This window comes from Streptomyces sp. NPDC048419 (genome assembly GCF_043200415.1).
Classification (GTDB): Bacteria; Actinomycetota; Actinomycetes; order Streptomycetales; family Streptomycetaceae; genus Streptomyces.
In genome coordinates this window covers 472988-489223 of sequence record NZ_JBICXT010000002.1, presented here as the reverse complement: position 1 = coordinate 489223, position 16236 = coordinate 472988, and the positions used below count along the sequence as shown (strand labels likewise).

12 protein-coding genes are annotated in these 16236 nt (G+C 73.7%); 5 read left to right on the top strand and 7 right to left on the bottom strand.

The window, feature by feature from the left end; genetic code table 11:
* The first annotated feature begins 38 nt into the window (after positions 1 to 38).
* Positions 39 to 1391 carry an FHA domain-containing protein gene (locus tag ACGFYN_RS06160; protein WP_393864558.1) on the top strand — a complete coding sequence of 451 codons (1353 nt, stop codon included), beginning with the start codon at positions 39 to 41 and terminating at the stop codon, positions 1389 to 1391.
* Between the two features lie 10 nt (positions 1392 to 1401).
* Here ACGFYN_RS06160 and ACGFYN_RS06155 read toward each other — a convergent pair whose 3' ends face one another.
* Positions 1402 to 2397 (bottom strand): methyltransferase domain-containing protein, encoded by a 996-nt coding sequence (locus tag ACGFYN_RS06155; RefSeq protein WP_393864557.1) that lies wholly within the window; start codon positions 2395 to 2397, stop codon positions 1402 to 1404.
* A 149-nt stretch (positions 2398 to 2546) separates the two neighbouring features.
* On the opposite strand from ACGFYN_RS06155, the gene ACGFYN_RS06150 reads away from it, so the two are divergent.
* From ACGFYN_RS06150 to ACGFYN_RS06135, 4 genes are all read left to right on the top strand, one after another.
* Complete coding sequence (locus tag ACGFYN_RS06150; protein WP_393864556.1) at positions 2547 to 2951, top strand: globin; 405 nt, start codon at positions 2547 to 2549, stop codon at positions 2949 to 2951.
* A 145-nt stretch (positions 2952 to 3096) separates the two neighbouring features.
* On the top strand, positions 3097 to 6360 hold the full coding sequence (locus tag ACGFYN_RS06145; RefSeq protein WP_393864555.1) for an FtsX-like permease family protein: 3264 nt from the start codon (positions 3097 to 3099) through the stop codon (positions 6358 to 6360).
* 22 nt (positions 6361 to 6382) lie between these two features.
* Positions 6383 to 9091, top strand: coding sequence for an FtsX-like permease family protein (locus ACGFYN_RS06140; protein ID WP_393864865.1), 2709 nt, complete (start codon positions 6383 to 6385; stop codon positions 9089 to 9091).
* A 145-nt stretch (positions 9092 to 9236) separates the two neighbouring features.
* A complete protein-coding gene (locus ACGFYN_RS06135) occupies positions 9237 to 10214 on the top strand; it encodes an ABC transporter ATP-binding protein (protein WP_393864554.1) in 978 nt (325 codons plus the stop codon).
* 22 nt (positions 10215 to 10236) lie between these two features.
* Here ACGFYN_RS06135 and ACGFYN_RS06130 read toward each other — a convergent pair whose 3' ends face one another.
* The 6 genes from ACGFYN_RS06130 to ACGFYN_RS06105 all read right to left on the bottom strand — a co-directional run bounded on the left by ACGFYN_RS06130 (position 10237) and on the right by ACGFYN_RS06105 (position 16151).
* Positions 10237 to 10905: a hypothetical protein gene (locus ACGFYN_RS06130; protein WP_393864553.1), complete on the bottom strand. Its 669-nt coding sequence runs from the start codon at positions 10903 to 10905 to the stop codon at positions 10237 to 10239.
* Complete coding sequence (locus ACGFYN_RS06125; protein ID WP_393864552.1) at positions 10902 to 11315, bottom strand: acyl-CoA thioesterase; 414 nt, start codon at positions 11313 to 11315, stop codon at positions 10902 to 10904. Before ACGFYN_RS06125 ends, ACGFYN_RS06130 begins: the two co-directional genes overlap by 4 nt.
* Before the next feature lie 6 nt (positions 11316 to 11321).
* On the bottom strand, positions 11322 to 12986 hold the full coding sequence (ettA, locus tag ACGFYN_RS06120; protein WP_393864551.1) for an energy-dependent translational throttle protein EttA: 1665 nt from the start codon (positions 12984 to 12986) through the stop codon (positions 11322 to 11324).
* 138 nt (positions 12987 to 13124) lie between these two features.
* Positions 13125 to 13496 (bottom strand): hypothetical protein, encoded by a 372-nt coding sequence (locus ACGFYN_RS06115; protein WP_393864550.1) that lies wholly within the window; start codon positions 13494 to 13496, stop codon positions 13125 to 13127.
* A 504-nt stretch (positions 13497 to 14000) separates the two neighbouring features.
* Positions 14001 to 15416: a Cys-Gln thioester bond-forming surface protein gene (locus ACGFYN_RS06110; RefSeq protein ID WP_393864549.1), complete on the bottom strand. Its 1416-nt coding sequence runs from the start codon at positions 15414 to 15416 to the stop codon at positions 14001 to 14003.
* 258 nt (positions 15417 to 15674) lie between these two features.
* Positions 15675 to 16151 (bottom strand): single-stranded DNA-binding protein, encoded by a 477-nt coding sequence (locus ACGFYN_RS06105; protein WP_393864548.1) that lies wholly within the window; start codon positions 16149 to 16151, stop codon positions 15675 to 15677.
* Positions 16152 to 16236: the final 85 nt, after the last annotated feature.

The window sequence follows — 16236 nt, the reverse complement described above, 5'->3', positions numbered from 1 at the left end:
GGCCGGAAGGCCGGAAAAGGAGAGGGGGAAGCGCCGACATGCCGACCTGCCCGAACGGACACCAGTCGGGTTCCGACGACTGGTGCGAGGTCTGCGGTCACCGCATGGCCGGTGCCGTGCCCCCGCCCCCTCCGCCGCCCCCGCCCGGTGGCGGCTACGGCTTCCCGCCGCCCGGCCAGGGCCCTCAGCCCGGTGGCCGTGGCCATCTGTCCGCCGTACCGGACCACGAGCCGGAGCTCTGCCCGCAGTGCCGTACGCCCCGCGAGGGCGGCGCGCCGTTCTGCGAGGAGTGCCGGTGGAACTTCCTGACGAACACGGCGACGTCGTACACCCCGGCCGCCCCGCGCCCGCCGGCGCCCGGCCCGGCGGTGCGCTTCCAGCAGCCGCCCGGTCCCGGCCCTGGTCCCGGTGGCCCCGGTCCCGGTGGCCCCGGCCCGTCGTACGGCGGCGCCGGTGACTCGTACGAGTACCAGGGCTCGCGCCCGTCGCAGATGAACCGTCCCGCCGAGCCGATCCCGCCGAGCCCGCCCTACGGCTCGGACCCCGCGGGCCCGTCGGGCCCCGGCAGCCCCTTCGGCGACCCGTCCGGCTTCGGCCAGGACCCCTCCGGCTTCGGCCAGGACCCGTCCCGCCCGGTCCCGCCGCCGCCCACCGGTCCCGGTGGACATGGCGGTCCCGGTGGCCCGGGTGCGCCCGGCGGTCCCGGTGCCCCCGGTGGCGCGCCGCAGGCGTTCCACCAGCCCGGTCCGCCGGCCCCGCCCGGATACCCGCAGGAGACGGGGCGTCCGCCGCAGCCCGGCGGCCCGTCCTTCGGCGGCGGTGAGGACGACTGGGTGATCTCCCCGCCGACCGGCGGTCCGGGAGGCCCCGGTGGCCCCGGTGGTCCCGGTCAGGGCGGTGGCTACGGCTACCCCCAGCAGCCGGGCCCGACCCAGGCCCCACCCCCGCCGCCCGGCCAGGGCTACGGGCAGCCGCCCGCCGGTCCGGCCACCTGGCTGGCGACGATCGGCCCGGACCGCGAGTACTTCATGGCGATGATGCAGCGCTCCGGCCCCGAGGCCGCGGGCCTGAACCTGCCCGCGTACTCGCCCGAGCAGCAGCGCACGCTCAGCGGCAACCAGATCACCATCGGGCGCCGCCGGCACTCCACCGGCGACACCCCGGACATCGACCTGGCCGTGCCGCCGGAGGACCCGGGCGTCTCGCACCAGCACGCGGTGCTGGTCCAGCAGCCGGACGGCAGCTGGGCGGTCGTCGACCAGAACTCGACGAACGGCACCACGGTCAACAACTCCGAGGAGCCGATCCAGCCCTTCGTGCCGGTGCCGCTCCAGGACGGCGACCGGGTGCACGTGGGCGCCTGGACGACGATCACGATCCGCCGCGGCTGAGTCTTGGCAGCTAGACCGGGAGGGGCCACACGTAAGGCCCCTCCGGGTCGTCCAGCCAGGCCCACTCCCGCTCGCCGCTGACCGTGATGCCGTAGCGCTCGCGCGGTGGCTGGTCCTCGCGCTCCCACAGGTCGAGGGCCTCCTGCGGGCCGAGGGTGCCGCGGGTCAGGGAGAGCAGGAACCGGAACCGCTCCTGCTCCTTGGCCCGGCGCGGAATCCCGGCGAGGTCGTCCGGCTCCCGGTCGGGGCGGCCCGCGCCGCGCAGCGGAACGAAGTAGGCGGGCGTGTGCAGGAAGCGCCCCTCCGCGCGGCCGGCGTCCCGGACCGTCAGGACGATCAGGCCGGTGGCGAACGGCGCCAGGATGCGGGCGCCGGGGCTGCACTGGGCGAGCCAGGCGCGCGGCACGGAGTTCAGCGCGCAGGTCACGATGATCCGGTCGAAGGGCGCGCGTTCGGGGACCCCGCGCGCGCCGTCGCCGGTGACGACGGCCGGGTGGTGCCCGGCGGCCTCCAGGTGCCGCCTGGCGGACTCGGTGATCTCCGGCTCCAGGTCGACGGTGGTGACCAGGCCGTCGTCACCGAGCCGGTGGGCCAGCAGAGCCGCGTTGTAGCCGGTGCCTGCGCCGATCTCCAGGACCCGGTCGCCGTCCTCGACCCGCAGCTCGGCCAGCATCATCGCCATCAGCGACGGCTGGCTGCTGGAGGAGAGCAGCTCGCCGTCGCGCAGCCGGGTGGCCAGCGGGGCGTCCGCGTAGGCGCCGCGCATCCACTTCTCCCGGGTGCGCGGATCGGGGCTCTCGCCCCAGCGCCGTTCGTAGCCGCCGACGACGCCGACGTAGTAGTACGGCACGAAGAGATGGCGCGGGACCGCCGCGAACGCCTCCCGCCACACCGGGTCGTCCGCCCAGGCCCCGGCCGCCTCGATCTCCCGCACGAGCTCCGCCCGCGCCGAGGCCGCGAGGTCGGCGAGGTCCTTGTCGCTCTCGTCGAGAGCATGCGCGCCCATACGTCCACTGTCCTGCGACCCGGGGCACGAGGCGAGCGCCGGAGCGGCCCGATCCGGAATCCGGCGTTTCGCGAGGGACCCAGGGCCTGATCCGAAGGACAGGCCCTAGGCCTCAAGTCCTGGTTCCCGCCGTCTGAGAGCATGGACGGGTGAATGAGATTCGGCGCGGCACGGTGCAGGAGCAGACCTTCTACGAGCAGGTTGGCGGGGAGGAGACCTTCCGCCGCCTGGTCCACCGGTTCTACGAGGGCGTGGCGGAGGACCCGGTCCTGCGGCCCATGTACCCCGAGGAGGACCTCGGCCCGGCCGAGGAGCGCCTGACCCTGTTCCTGATCCAGTACTGGGGCGGCCCGACGACGTACAGCGACAACCGCGGTCACCCCCGGCTGCGCATGCGCCACGTCCCTTTCACGGTGAACCGCGAGGCGCACGACGCCTGGCTGCGCCACATGCGCGACGCGGTCGACGACCTGGGCCTGTCCGAGGAGCACGCGACCCAGCTGTGGAACTACCTGACGTACGCCGCGGCGTCGATGATCAACACTCCGGACTGACCGTGACCGTATGACGTGCGGATTCCGGTCGCAGTACGCCGGAATCCGGTCACGATCCGGTCAAGCCCGCCGTACAAGCGCTTACCCGTGAGCCGCCCCCTCTGACAGCATCGCCCGGAGGTCTGGACAACCACGGGGGTTGGGCGTGACGGCGTTCGGTGCGGTGGCACGGTTCGTCCTGCTACGGGCTCGCGCCCATCGTCTCCTGCTCGCGGCCGCGCTGCTCACCGTCCTGCTGACCACCGCCGTCCTGGCCACGCTCACCGCCTACTCGGGTGCGATCGGCGACGCCGCCCTGCGCCACTCGCTGCGCTCTCCCGAGATCGCCGCCGACAGCGCCCTGATCGTCAAGGCGGACGTGCCGGCCGGCGGGCGCGCGGCCGCCGACAGCGCCGTACGGCAGGGCGCGCGGCGGACGTTCGACGGGCTGCCGGTGACCGTGCGGACCCTGGTGCGCTCGGGCCCGTACGGACTTCCGCGCTCGCTCCAGCCGCCCGCCGAGCGGTCCGGGGAACCGGACCTGACGTATCTCGCGGCGCTGGACCCGACGCAGGTGCGCATCGTCGTGGGACGGGCGCCACGGGACGGCACCGGTATCGAGGCCGCCCTCCCGGAGACGGCCGCCCGGCGGCTCGGGCTGAAGCCCGGCGCCCGGCTCACCCTCGCCGACCGGCTCGGCGGCCCGAAGGTGCGCGTCACGCTCACCGGCCTCTACCGGCCCGCCCGGCCGGACGCGCCCTACTGGCGGCTGGACGACCTGGGCGGCCGCGGCGTCGAGACGGTCGGCTTCACGACGTACGGCCCGCTGCTCGCCGCCCCCGGTGTCCTCGGCGGCGGCCGGGTGAGCGCCGGCCAGTCCGCGTGGCTGGCGACGGCCGACTTCTCGACGCTGACGACCGGGCGGATCGGTGAGCTGCGCGAGACGGCCGGCGCGGGCAGCGCGTCGCTGCGCGGGCGGCACGCGCTGAGCGGCACGACGGTCGCGAGCACCTCCCTGCCCGACGTCCTCGGGCGGATCGAGCGCTCGCTGCTCGTCTCCCGCTCCACCCTGCTGATCGTCGCGCTGCAGCTGGCGCTGCTCGCGGGCAGTGCGCTGCTGCTGGTGGCACGGCTGCTGAGCGCCGAACGCGCGGGCGAGGTACGGCTGTTGCGGGCGCGCGGCGCCTCCCGCGCCCGGGTCGCGGCGCTCGCCGCCCTGGAGGCGCTGTTCCTGGCGGTGCCCGCGGTGGTCTGCGCGCCCCTGCTGTCGGGCCCGCTCACCCGGCTGCTGGCCGGGCACGGTGCGCTGGCCCGGATCGGACTGCGGCTGGACGTGCCCGCCGAGGGGCGGCCCGGGGTGTGGCTGGTGGCCGCGTGCGTGGCGCTGGGGTGCGCCCTGGCGGTGACGCTGCCCGCACTGACCGTGGAGGGCTTCGGCCCGGTCCGGGCCCACGCCCTGCCCGCCCCGGTGCGCGCGGGCGCGGACCTGGGCCTGCTGGCGGTGGCCGCGGTGGCGTACTGGGAGCTCGGCCGGCACACGTCGGGCGCGGTGACCGGCGACATTCGCTCGAGCGGGGGGACCCCCATCGGCACCCTCGGCATCGACCCGCTCCTGGTCGCCGCGCCCGCCCTCGCGCTGCTCGCCGGCACGGTGGTGACCCTGCGGCTGCTGCCCCTGGTGGCGCGGCTGGCCGAGCGCCGCGCGGCCGCCGGCCGCGGGCTGACCGCGGCGCTGGCGGGCTGGCAGCTGAGCCGCCGCCCGATGCGCGGTGCGGGCCCGGTGCTGCTGCTGGTCCTCGCCGTCGCGCTCGGCATGCTCGCGATCGGGCAGGGCGCCTCCTGGGACCGCTCGCAGGACGACCAGGCGGACTTCGCGGCGGGGGCGCCGGTGCGTGTCCTCGCCGAGGGGGTGGGCGGGCTCGGGCGCACGGACAGGTACGCGGCCGTCCCCCACGTGCGGCAGGCGGCGCCGGTCCTGCGGACCGACCTCCCATTGGCCGGCAGCCGGACGGCCACGCTGCTGGCCCTGGACACCGCGCACGCGGCGGACACGATGCTGATGCGCCGGGACCTCGCGCCGCAATCCGTAGGGCCGCTGCTCACGGCGCTCGGCCCGAAGGGGCGGACGGCCGGGGCGAAGGTGCCCGCGCACACCACCCGGCTGCGGCTGACGGCGTCCCTGCACAGCTCGGCGGGCGCGGGCTCGACGGCGGACGTGACGGCCACGCTGGAGGACGCGTACGGGACGCCGTACGACGTACCGGCCGGTCAACTGCCCTCCGACGGACGGCCGCACGCCCTGGACGTGCCCGTGTCCGGCGGACCGCTGACCCTCACCGCCGTGCAGCTGGTGATGCCGCAGCCGATCAAGGACCCCGAGCAACACCGGCTCCGCTTCTCCGGGTTGACGGCGACGGGGACGGACGGCGCCGCGCGGAAGGTGGCGCTGCCGGTCTCCTGGAAGGCCTCCGTGAGCACCGACGGGCAGACCGCGTCACCGGACGAGGAGACCAACCCCGCCAAGCTCGGCATGAGTTCGTCGGGGCCGCCGACCTTCTCCTACGGCACCGGGTACGTGCCGGCCGACGAGACCTGGGCCGCCCCGGCACTGACGGTGCGGATGCAGGTACGGCAGCCCACGCCGGCCGGGATCACGGCGGTGGCGACCGACCGGTTCCTCACGTCGGCGGGGGCACGCGCCGGGCAGCGGCTGGACGTGACGGTCGGCGGGGAGAGCGTGCCGGTGCACATCGTGCGCGCCGTACGGGAGTTGCCGACGACCGGCTCCTCGAACGGGGGCGGTCTGCTGGTCGATCTGCGGTCCGTGAACCGCGTGCTGGAGACCCGGCACGGGACGAGTATCACGCCCACGGAATGGTGGCTGCGGACCGATCCCGGCGAGAGTGCCCGCGTCGCCGCGGCCCTGCGCGCGTTCCCCGACCTCGACCCGTCGCAGGTCCTGGTGCGGGACGAGACGGCCGCGCAGTTGCGGGACGACCCGTTCGGCGCGGGCCCCGAGGCGGCGTTCGCGGCGGCGGCCGGGGTCGCGGCGGCACTGGCCGCGGTCGGCTTCGCGGTGAGCGCGGCGGGTTCACTGCGGGAGCGGGGCGCCGAACTGGCGGTGCTACGGGCCCTGGGCGCCCCGCGCCGCCGGCTGGCCCGCATGATCGCCGTCGAGCAGGGCGTCCTGGTGGCGCTCGCCCTGGTGGTGGGCACCGCGCTGGGCACGGTGCTGACCCGGGCGGTGATCCCGCTGATCGTGCTGACGGCGCAGGCCACGCGCCCGGTGCCGCGGGTGCTGGTCGAACTCCCCGTGCCGGACGTGGCCCTGCTGCTGGCGGCGGTGGCCCTGACACCGCTGCTCGTGACGGCGGTGCCGGCGCTCCGGCGGGGTGACCCGGCGGTGTCGCTGCGGGAGCAGGGGGAGTGAGGGGGTGAGCGGGATGAGCGGGATGAACCCGGTGCGGGCTCCATGGATCCGGACGCGGCTGCGCGCCGCGCCCGGTGCCGCCTGTGCGCTGGCGGTGCTCGTGGCGCTGACCGCCTGTCTCGCGGCCGCGTTCCCGCGGGCCGTCGACCGGTACGAGGACGCCGGTCTGCGCCGGGCCGTGGAGCGGGCGCGGCCCGCGAGCACCAGCCTGGACGTGTCGGCCGAGCAGCCCGGCCTGCTCATGCCCCAGGAGCAGCGCGAGGAGGCGCTGCGCCCCGGCGCGCTCGGCGGGCAGTACACGCAGGTCCTCGCCGGCGTCCCGCACCCGCTCGCCGTCGATCCCGGCCAGTCGACGTACGGGGTGCGCACCGCCGGCTCGCTGCCGGCACCGGACCCCTGGCTGCCGCGGCCGAGCGGGCTGCCGCCGCAGCTCACCCTCGCCGCACAGCACGGGCTGGCGCAGCACGCCACGGTCCGCACCGGACGCCTGCCGCGCGCCGGCCGCCACGTCACCGCCGCGACGGCCGAGGTGGAGGCCGCCGTCACCCTGGAGACCGCCAAGAGCCTGCACCTCAAGCCCGGTTCGGTCGTCCATGTGCCCGGCGTGGAACGCCCCCCGCTCGCCGTCCGGGTCACCGGCATCGTCGCCCCGCGCGACCCCGACGGCGCCTACTGGTCCACCGAGCCCCTGCTGCGCAGCCCGAGCCTGGTCCTGGCGCCGGGCCCCGACCACGACAAGTACTGGCGCGCCACCCTGCTGCTCGCCCCCGAGGCCGCCCCGGCGCTGCTGGGCACCCCCGTAAACCTGTGGCGCTACTGGCAGTTGGCGCCCTCGCCCGCCGTGCTCCACGGCCATGAGGCGGACCGCCTGAAGTCGGCGATCGCCTCTTTGCAGGCAGGGCCGGCCCTGGACAGGATGCGGTCGGCGACCGACCCGTCCACGACGGTGACCACCGGCCTCGACGACGTGCTGACCGCTTTCACGCAACTCCGCGGCGGCGTACGCCCGCTGGTCGCCGTCGCCGCCTTCGGCACCGGAACCGTGGCCGCCGTCGTCCTGCTGCTGGCGGGCGGCCTCGCCGCCGACCGCCGCCGGACCGAACTCGCCCTGCTGCGCGCCCGTGGCGCGTCCCTGCGAGGCCTCACGGGCCGCCTGTCCGCCGAGACGGCGGTGGTCGCCCTGCCCGCGGGAGCGCTGGGCCTCGGCGCGGCCCTGCTCGCACTCCCGGGCGAGCGCGCCGCCTACGCCGTCGCGGCGGCGGCGACGGTCACGGCGGTCGCCTGCACGGCCCTGCCCCTGCGGGCAGCGGCCGCCCACCGGGTGGTGCGGCTGCACGGCGCGCGCGCGGACGTGACATCGGTACGGCCCTCCCGGCGCCGTACGGTCGCGGAGCTCACCTTGGTCGTCGTGGCCCTGGGCGCGGTGGAGACCCTGCGCCGGCAGGGCGCGTCGGGCGACCAACTGACCTCCCTGGCGCCGGTGTTGACAGGGGTGGCCGCGGCCCTGCTGCTGGTCCGCCTCTACCCCTTCCCGCTGCGCGGCCTGGCCCGCCCGGCCGCCCGTCTGCGCGGCGCGATCGGCCACCTGTCGCTGGCCCGCGCGGGCCGCACCTCCGCCTCCGCGGTCCTGCCCCTCCTGGCCCTGCTCACCGCCCTCACCACGGCGGCCTTCGGCGGCTCGGTCCTGGCGGGCGTCCACGAGGCACGCGACCAGGCGGCCCTTCTCACGGTCGGCGCCGACGCGCGCATCGAGGCGACGGGCGCGTTGCCGTCGGATCTGCCGGGCCGGATCCGCCGCACACCCGGCGTACGGGCCGTGACGCCGGTGAGCATCACGTACCAGGCAAGGCCGACCGACCTGACCCAGTCGGTCCCACTGGCGGGCGTAGACCCGTCGCGTTACGCCGAGTTGGCCCGCGCGACCCGCATCGGCCCCTTCTCCGCAGGTGAGTTGAAGCGACGGGGCGCCGGCGACGCCCTCCCGGCGCTGGCCTCCCCCACGACCGCCAGGACGTACGGCACCCGGCCCTTCCCCGTACGCCTGGAGGACGGCACGTCGATCTCCGTCCGCATCGCGGCCGTACGGGCCCGCACGCCCGCCGTGACCGGCGACAACTTCCTGGTGGTGGACCGCGCCGGCCTGACCGGCCCGGCATCCCGCCCGACGGCACTGCTGCTCACCGGCACCCACCTCGACGGACCCGGCCTCCGCGGCGTCGCCCCGGCCTCCGCGGACGTACAACTCCGCTCCGAGGAACGGGCGAACTACGTCGACTCCCCCCTCCAGTCGGGCGCCGAACGCGTCTACACCGCGGCGGTGGCGGCCGGCGCCGGTTACGCCGTCCTGGCGCTGCTCCTCTCCCTGCTCCGCACCGCCCCCGAACGCGCGGCGCTCCTGGCCCGCCTGCGCACCATGGGCCTGACCCGCCCGCAGGGGCGTCGCCTCCTGATCCTGGAGTCCCTCCCCCAGGCGGCGCTGGCGGCAGCGGGCGGCGCCCTGACGGGCTGGGCCACGATCCGCCTCCTGTCCCCGGGCGTCGACCTGACGGCCATCGCCCTGGCCACGGCCCAATCCCCCACGCAGGAAGCCGCCTTGCACACCGACGCCCTGTCCCTGGCGGTCCCGGCGACCGCGATCGTCCTGCTGACGGTGGGAGTCGCGGCGGTACAGGCCTGGTGGACGGGGCGGCGGGGGGCCGTGGCGGAGCTGAGGGCGGGCGATACGCGATGAGCTCTCGCACGGCTTCCCACGGCAGCCGCACCGCCACCTCGCGGCGGCACCCCGCCGCCGGGCTGCGCTCCCCGCCCCGGCAGCGCCCCGCCCAGGGCCGGCGTCAACGACTCCCCCAGCAGGCAACCCCCGCAGGAGACCTCCGATGACCACGAGCAACCCCACCCTGGCGGACCTTGCCGCCCGGGCCGACGCGGCCCGCAGCCGCCCCACCTACGGCCACGACGCCCTCATCACCTGCGACCGCCTGGTCCGCATCTTCACCACGGACGGCATTGAGGTCCAGGCCCTCCAGGGCCTGGACCTCCTGGTCCGGGAGGGCGAACTCATGGCCCTCGTCGGCGCGTCCGGCAGTGGCAAGTCCACCCTCATGAACATCCTCGCCGGCCTGGACAGCCCCACCGCGGGCGCGGCCCGCGTAGCCGGCCGCGACCTGCTCACGATGACCGCGAAGGACCGCCTCGGCTACCGCCGCACCACCGTCGGCTTCGTCTGGCAGCAGACCTCCCGCAACCTCCTGCCCTACCTCACCGCGGCCCAGAACATCGCCCTCCCGATGCAGCTCACCGGCCGGGCGACGGCCGCTCACCCCAGGAAGTCACGCCGCGAGCAGATCGAACGCGCCCTGCACCTGATGGAGTTGCTGGACATCCCCGACTGCCGGGACCGCCGCCCCCACCAGATGTCCGGCGGCCAGCAGCAACGCGCGGCCATCGCCGTCGCCCTCGCCAACAACCCCGCCGTCCTGCTCGCGGACGAACCCACCGGCGAACTCGACTCCCACACCGCGGAGCAGGTCTTCGCCGCCTTCCGCACCGCGAACGAACAGCTGGGCACGACCGTCGTGATCGTCACCCACGACCAGGCCGTGGCCGGCGAGGTCCGCCGCACGGTGGCCATCCGCGACGGCCGCACCTCCACGGAGGTCCTGCGCCGCAGCGAGGTCGACGAGGCGACGGGCCGCGAGACGGTGGTGGCACGCGAATACGCCATGCTCGACCGCGCGGGCCGCCTCCAGCTCCCCGCCGAGTACACGCAGACCCTGGGCATGCGCGACCGGGTCGCCCTGGAACTGGAGCCGGACCACATAGGCGTATGGCCGGACGACAGCGACCACGACTGACGGCCCGCGCCGCGGGAAGACTTCAGCGGACGCTGACGTCCAGCGCCCCGAGTCCCGCCCGCCGCACGGCGACAGACCCGAAGGGCGTACGCAACCGCAGCCACGCCCCGGACGAGAACAGGTCCACGGGCACATCGGCCCGGAGGAAGCCCAGCGACTGCGCCGCGTGCGCGACCCGTACCGGAAGACGCGTGTCCCCGACCGTCCGGGACCAGATCTCCCGCCCGATCCGGTCGAGTTCGGCGCGCGTACGCCGCTCTTCAGGCAACTCCTGCGTACGGGACCGGAATTCGGCGACCGCCGCGCGGACGGTGGCATGCAGCGCATTCGGCGCCGGCAGCCCGGACTCGGCACGCCAGCCGCCGCGTGGCGGCAGCACCCCGGCCCACGGCGGCCCCGTCACCGCAGCCGGCACCTGCGCCGTCGCCGCCGACTCGTCGACGGACTCCAGGAGTTCACCGGCGGAGACGGTCACGTCCAGCGTGACGTCGAGCCCGTTCTCGTACGGCTTCGCGAGCCGCACCGCGCGGACCGCCAGCACCTCGAAGGACGGCGGCCGCCCGAAGACGGCGAGCGCGGTCCCGGCGGCCTGCAGCCGTACCGCCGCCGAACGGTCGTAGTGGATCAGCCGGGAGAGGAAGGCAGCGAGGTCGGCCGCCTCCCCCTCGTCGGCGAGATGGAGCACCGTCATGCGGCGACGGCCTCCTCCTTGTCGTCGTCCCGGTACTCCTCGAGGAAGTCCCGTTCCTCCGCGGTGATCCGCCGCGGACGCTGGGCCTCGAAGTCGAACGGCACTATCACCGTCGACGCCCGGACGTAGACCTGGTCGCCGTCCTTCACCTCGTAGGTGATGGTGAAGGACGCCGCCCTGATCTGGGTGACCCACAGCTCGATGTCCACGGGCGCGTGCCGGTGGACGAGCTGCCGCTTGTAGTCGATCTCATGGCGCGCCACCACGGACCCCTGCTGGAAATCCTTGTCCGGGCGGAACAGGAAGTCGATACGGGCTTCCTCCAGGTAGCGGAGGAAGACCACGTTGTTGACGTGGCCGTACGCGTCCATGTCCGCCCAGCGCAGCGGGCAGCGGTAGATGTGCCGCAAGATCGATCAGCCCCGGGTCAGCTTCTTGTAGGTGGCACGGTGCGGACGCGCCGCGTCCGCACCGAGCCGCTCGATCTTGTTCTTCTCGTACGACTCGAAGTTGCCCTCGAACCAGAACCACTTGGACTCGCCCTCGTAGGCGAGGATGTGGGTGGCGACCCGGTCCAGGAACCACCGGTCGTGGGAGACGACCACGGCGCAGCCGGGGAACTCCAGCAGCGCGTTCTCCAGGCTGCTGAGGGTCTCGACGTCCAGGTCGTTCGTCGGCTCGTCGAGGAGCAGCAGGTTGCCGCCGAGCTTGAGGGTGAGCGCGAGGTTGAGGCGGTTGCGCTCACCGCCGGAGAGCACGCCGGCCGGCTTCTGCTGGTCGGGGCCCTTGAAGCCGAAGGCGGAGACGTACGCACGCGACGGCATCTCGACCTGGCCGACGTTGATGTAGTCGAGCTCGTCGGAGACGACCGCCCAGAGGGTCTTCTTCGGGTCGATGTTCTCGCGGCTCTGGTCGACGTACGAGATCTTGACGGTCTCGCCGACCTTGATGCTGCCGGAGTCGGGGTCCTCGAGCCCCTGGATCATCTTGAAGAGGGTGGTCTTGCCGGCGCCGTTCGGGCCGATGACGCCGACGATGCCGTTACGCGGCAGCGTGAAGCTCAGGTCGTCGATGAGGACCTTGTCGCCGAAGGCCTTGTTGAGGTTGTTGACCTCGACGACGATGCTGCCGAGCCGCGGGCCCGGCGGGATCTGGATCTCCTCGAAGTCCAGCTTCCGCATCTTCTCGGCCTCGGCGGCCATCTCCTCGTACCGGGCCAGACGCGCCTTGGACTTGGCCTGCCGGCCCTTGGCGTTGGACCGCACCCAGTCGAGTTCTTCCTTGAGCCGCTTGGCGCGCTTGGCGTCCTTCTGACCCTCGACCTTGAGACGGGTCTGCTTGGTCTCCAGGTACGTGGAGTAGTTGCCCTCGTACGGGTACGCGCGACCGCGGTCGAGTTCGAGGATCCACTCGGCCACGTTGTCGAGGAAGTACCGGTCGTGGGTGATGGCCACGACGGTGCCCGCGTACTTGGCGAGGTGCTGCTCCAGCCAGTTCACGGACTCGGCGTCGAGGTGGTTGGTGGGCTCGTCGAGGAGCAGCAGGTCAGGGGCTTCGAGCAGCAGCTTGCAGAGCGCGACGCGGCGCTTCTCACCACCGGAGAGGGTGGTGACCGGCCAGTCGCCGGGCGGGCAGCCGAGCGCGTCCATGGCCTGCTCGAGCTGAGCGTCGAGGTCCCACGCGTTGGAGTGGTCGAGGTCCTCCTGGAGCTTGCCCATCTCCTCGAGCAGCGCGTCGGAGTAGTCGGTGGCCATCAGCTCGGCGATCTCGTTGAACCGGTCGAGCTTGCCCTTGACCTCGGCGACACCCTCCTGGACGTTCTCCAGGACGGTCTTCTCCTCGGTCAGCGTGGGTTCCTGCATCAGGATGCCGACGCTGTAACCGGGCGAGATGAAGGCGTCGCCGTTCGACGGCTGCTCCAGCCCCGCCATGATCTTCAGCACGGTCGACTTACCGGCACCGTTCGGACCGACGACGCCGATCTTGGCACCCGGGAGGAAGTTCAGGGTGACGTCGTCGAGAATCACCTTGTCGCCGTGCGCCTTGCGCGCCTTGCGCATGGTGTAAATGAACTCAGCCAAGAGAAACCGTCCGGCAGCTTGAAATCTGGCAGTGGGCAGATACACCCCATCTTGCCTGACGTCCACCCTGTGAAGGAAACCCGTATGGCGGTAGGGCGCTGACCTGCGCTTCCACCGTCGGTGGCGGTAGCGCGGCCGTCACGGTCGGTGGCCGGTGCTCCTTCTCGGCGACTTCTGGGCCAGGAGCAGGGCCGCCAGGGCCGCCCCCACCGCCCCGGCCGACCAGACTTCGCGCGAGGAGCGCCAGGACAGTACCGACCACCGTGACTGCGCGGACAGCACTGATCCCGTGCTCAGCCAGGAGCCGGCCGAGATCAGTGAGAGCGCCGAGCCGATCGATCCGGCGGACAGGGCGCTGCCGAACGAGCCGACGGACAGGGCAGAGCCGACGGAGCCGATCGAGAGCACCGATCCCACCGACCCGATCGACAGGACCGAGTCCTTCGACCACAGGGACAGAACGGAACCCGAGGCGTCACGAGGCGTCGGCGGTGCGTCCGGATTGACCATGAACCCATCCTGCCCGCCGGACGGTCCGTCCGGGGCCCCGACGGCCGGATCGCTCGAGGACCCGCGCGGCCGTAGGCGACCGGGAACCGTGCCGCCGTAGACGAACGAGGACGGCGCCCCCGCGGGCGCGCGGCGACCCGTGCTGCCGGGGACGCACGAGGACCGTGCCGCCGGAGCAACGGAGGGCCGCGCCGCGACAGGCGAACGAAGACAGCGCCGCCGCAAACGAACCAGGACCGTGCCGGTGCAGGCGATCGGCGGCCCGTCTCGCCGCAGACGAACCGGGGACCGTGCCCCTAGAGCCACAGAGGGCCCGCGCCGCCACAGGCGAGCGTAGACCGCGCCGCCGCAGGCGATCGGCGGCCCTTGCCCGCAGACCGACGGCGACCCGTGCGCCGCAGGCGATCGTCGACCCAAGTGGCCAGAACGACGGAGGACCTGTGCCTCGGAGCGGCAGCGGACCCATGCCCCCGGAGCGGCAGCGGACCCGTGTCTGCCGTCCGCTCAGTCCTGCGTCGGTGCGTTCTTCTTGCCCAGGAACACCAGCGCCGCGCCGCCGATCAGCACGAAGGCGATGGCGATGGCCGCGATCAGCGGGGTGGTGCTGGAACCGCCGGTCGCGGCGAGGTTGGTGTCGTCCGCGGTGCCGCCCACCGTCGCGGGGCTCGGTGCGCTGAGGATCTGGGTCGCGTCGCCGCTCTCGGTGCCCTGGGTCTGGCAGTCGAGCACGCCGGCGAATCGCTTCCCGAGGCCGCCGGGTCCCTTGATCGTGAAGTCGTACGCCTGGTCCTCGCGCAGCGGGATCGTCACCGTGCGGGACTCCCCCGCCGGGATGCTGTACCCGGCCCCCATCAGCTCGAAGGTGAACGCCACGTCGCCCGTGTTCGCAGCGGTGATGTCCAGGCCGCCCTTGGTGCAGTTCTTCACCGCCGACAGTGCCGGTATCGCCCCCGTCTGCGACCAGGTCGCGCTCGCGGGTGCCGAGACCGTCGACTCGCTGGAGCCGGCCAGGATCTGCGTCTGGCTACGGGTCTCCGAGGTGAAGGCGCGGCCAACCGGCACGGTGGTCGAGGCCTGCACGGTGATCTCGGCCGATCCTGCGGGGGCGTCCTCGGGCACGTCGAAGAAGATCTGGCTGCCGTTCACCGCGGAGGTGATCGGCTTGCCGTCCTTGCCGACGATCCGCACCCCGCTGGTCGCCGCGTCCGCCGGCGGCGCCACGGCCACGCCGTCCGCGTTGGTGTGCACGGTCACCGGACCGAGCAGCTCGCCGGGGCGACCGGAGACCGCGGACGGGCTGAGCGTCAGCGACGCCCCGGGCTCCGGCAGGGCGACGGCGCTCTTCTGGAGATAGTCCGCGAGCCGCTCGGCCTGCGGGTCGACGGCATCGACGTCGGCCCCGTCCGAGTAGCGCCAGATCGCCACCTGCGTGCCGGCCGCCGCGTCCTGCTCGGTCAGGCCGCCCTTGACGCCGGCCTTAGCCGCCAGCGTCGCGAGGTCGTTGACCTGCGGGTAGGAGTTCTGCAGGATCCAACGGATCTTGCCGGCGTCGCTGTTGGTCCCCAGCGAGGTGCCGCTCCAGGCGGCCTCGTGGTACTTGGCGTCCCGCTGGGTGGGGTTGTGGAGGTCGACGCAGTACGTCTGCAGGGTGCCGCCGCCATCGACGGACATCTCGAAGAGACCCGCCGAGACCTGCTCGTCCCCGCCGGTGTCGTGGATCACGGCGGCGCCGAACGTCTTGAGCGCACCTATGGTGGCGGTCGCCCCGCCCTGGCTCTGTGTCGTCTGCTGCGTGTCCGCCGCGGCCGTTCCGGCACCGGCGAACACACCGACGGCCACGAGACCGGACACCAACGCCGCGGCGGCGAGGCGGGCGGGCCCCCGCCTGCGTGCGGACCACGCGGAGAAAGAAGAAAGCACCAAATTCCCCTTCGAGCAGGACCATTGACGTGGGGGTGTGGTCCCACCTGCAGAATCAGAAGCCCCGAGAGCTATGCCCGGCATCCTAAGGACGCGGCGCACCGCGCTTGCCGGTCATACCGTCGGACAAGCGATCCGAATCGGAATCGTTATCGCCAACACGGCACGTGAGCAGGGCTTATCGACAAATCCACCGGATCGCTCGGAACGCATTCGCCGATAAGCCGCAGTACGGTCAGCTCGGGGCAGGGAGTGACATCACGTCACCGCCGCTGGCTCCGGGACCTGTTGGGCCGAGGCCCCGTCCGAATCCCCTGGCGGACTTTCCCAGTTGGGCTCCGGCTGTTGCTGAGCCGCGGCGGTCGCACCCGCCTCCGGCCTGCCCGTGCGCCGGAATGCGGAGGTCCCCCGGGTGAGGTCGTGGCCGATCGCCACCGCATCGAGGTCCGCCGACGTCCAGTTCTGCCCCTCGCGCACCTCCGATCGCACCTTGAGCCTGCCCTGCACGATGACGGGATCGCCGACGTTGAGCGACGCCGACACGTTCAGGGCGAGCTGCCGCTTCGCCCACACCGTGAAGAAGTTGGTGTGGCCGTCGGTCCACTCGTTCTTCTCGCGGTCCAGATAACGCGAGGTCACCGCCAGCCGGAACCGCGCCGAAGACCCCGTCCCCAGCTCCCTGAACACCGGCTGCGTCGCCACGTTCCCCACGGCGCAGATGATCGTCTCGTTCATCACGAACCCCTCCCTCGCCCAGCCCCCGGGGCCCGGGCGGACATGCCTACGGGCTCGTCCCGTACGGCTGCGTCTGCCGCGGCGA

Bases quoted from the DNA above. Each gene is read 5' to 3' on its own strand.
- ACGFYN_RS06160 (WP_393864558.1), top strand. From the start codon at position 39: ATGCCGACCTGCCCGAACGGACACCAGTCGGGTTCCGACGACTGGTGC.
- ACGFYN_RS06155 (WP_393864557.1), bottom strand. From the start codon at position 2,397: ATGGGCGCGCATGCTCTCGACGAGAGCGACAAGGACCTCGCCGACCTC.
- ACGFYN_RS06140 (WP_393864865.1), top strand. From the start codon at position 6,383: ATGAACCCGGTGCGGGCTCCATGGATCCGGACGCGGCTGCGCGCCGCG.
- ACGFYN_RS06135 (WP_393864554.1), top strand. From the start codon at position 9,237: ATGACCACGAGCAACCCCACCCTGGCGGACCTTGCCGCCCGGGCCGAC.
- ACGFYN_RS06130 (WP_393864553.1), bottom strand. From the start codon at position 10,905: ATGACGGTGCTCCATCTCGCCGACGAGGGGGAGGCGGCCGACCTCGCT.
- ACGFYN_RS06115 (WP_393864550.1), bottom strand. From the start codon at position 13,496: ATGGTCAATCCGGACGCACCGCCGACGCCTCGTGACGCCTCGGGTTCC.
- ACGFYN_RS06105 (WP_393864548.1), bottom strand. From the start codon at position 16,151: ATGAACGAGACGATCATCTGCGCCGTGGGGAACGTGGCGACGCAGCCG.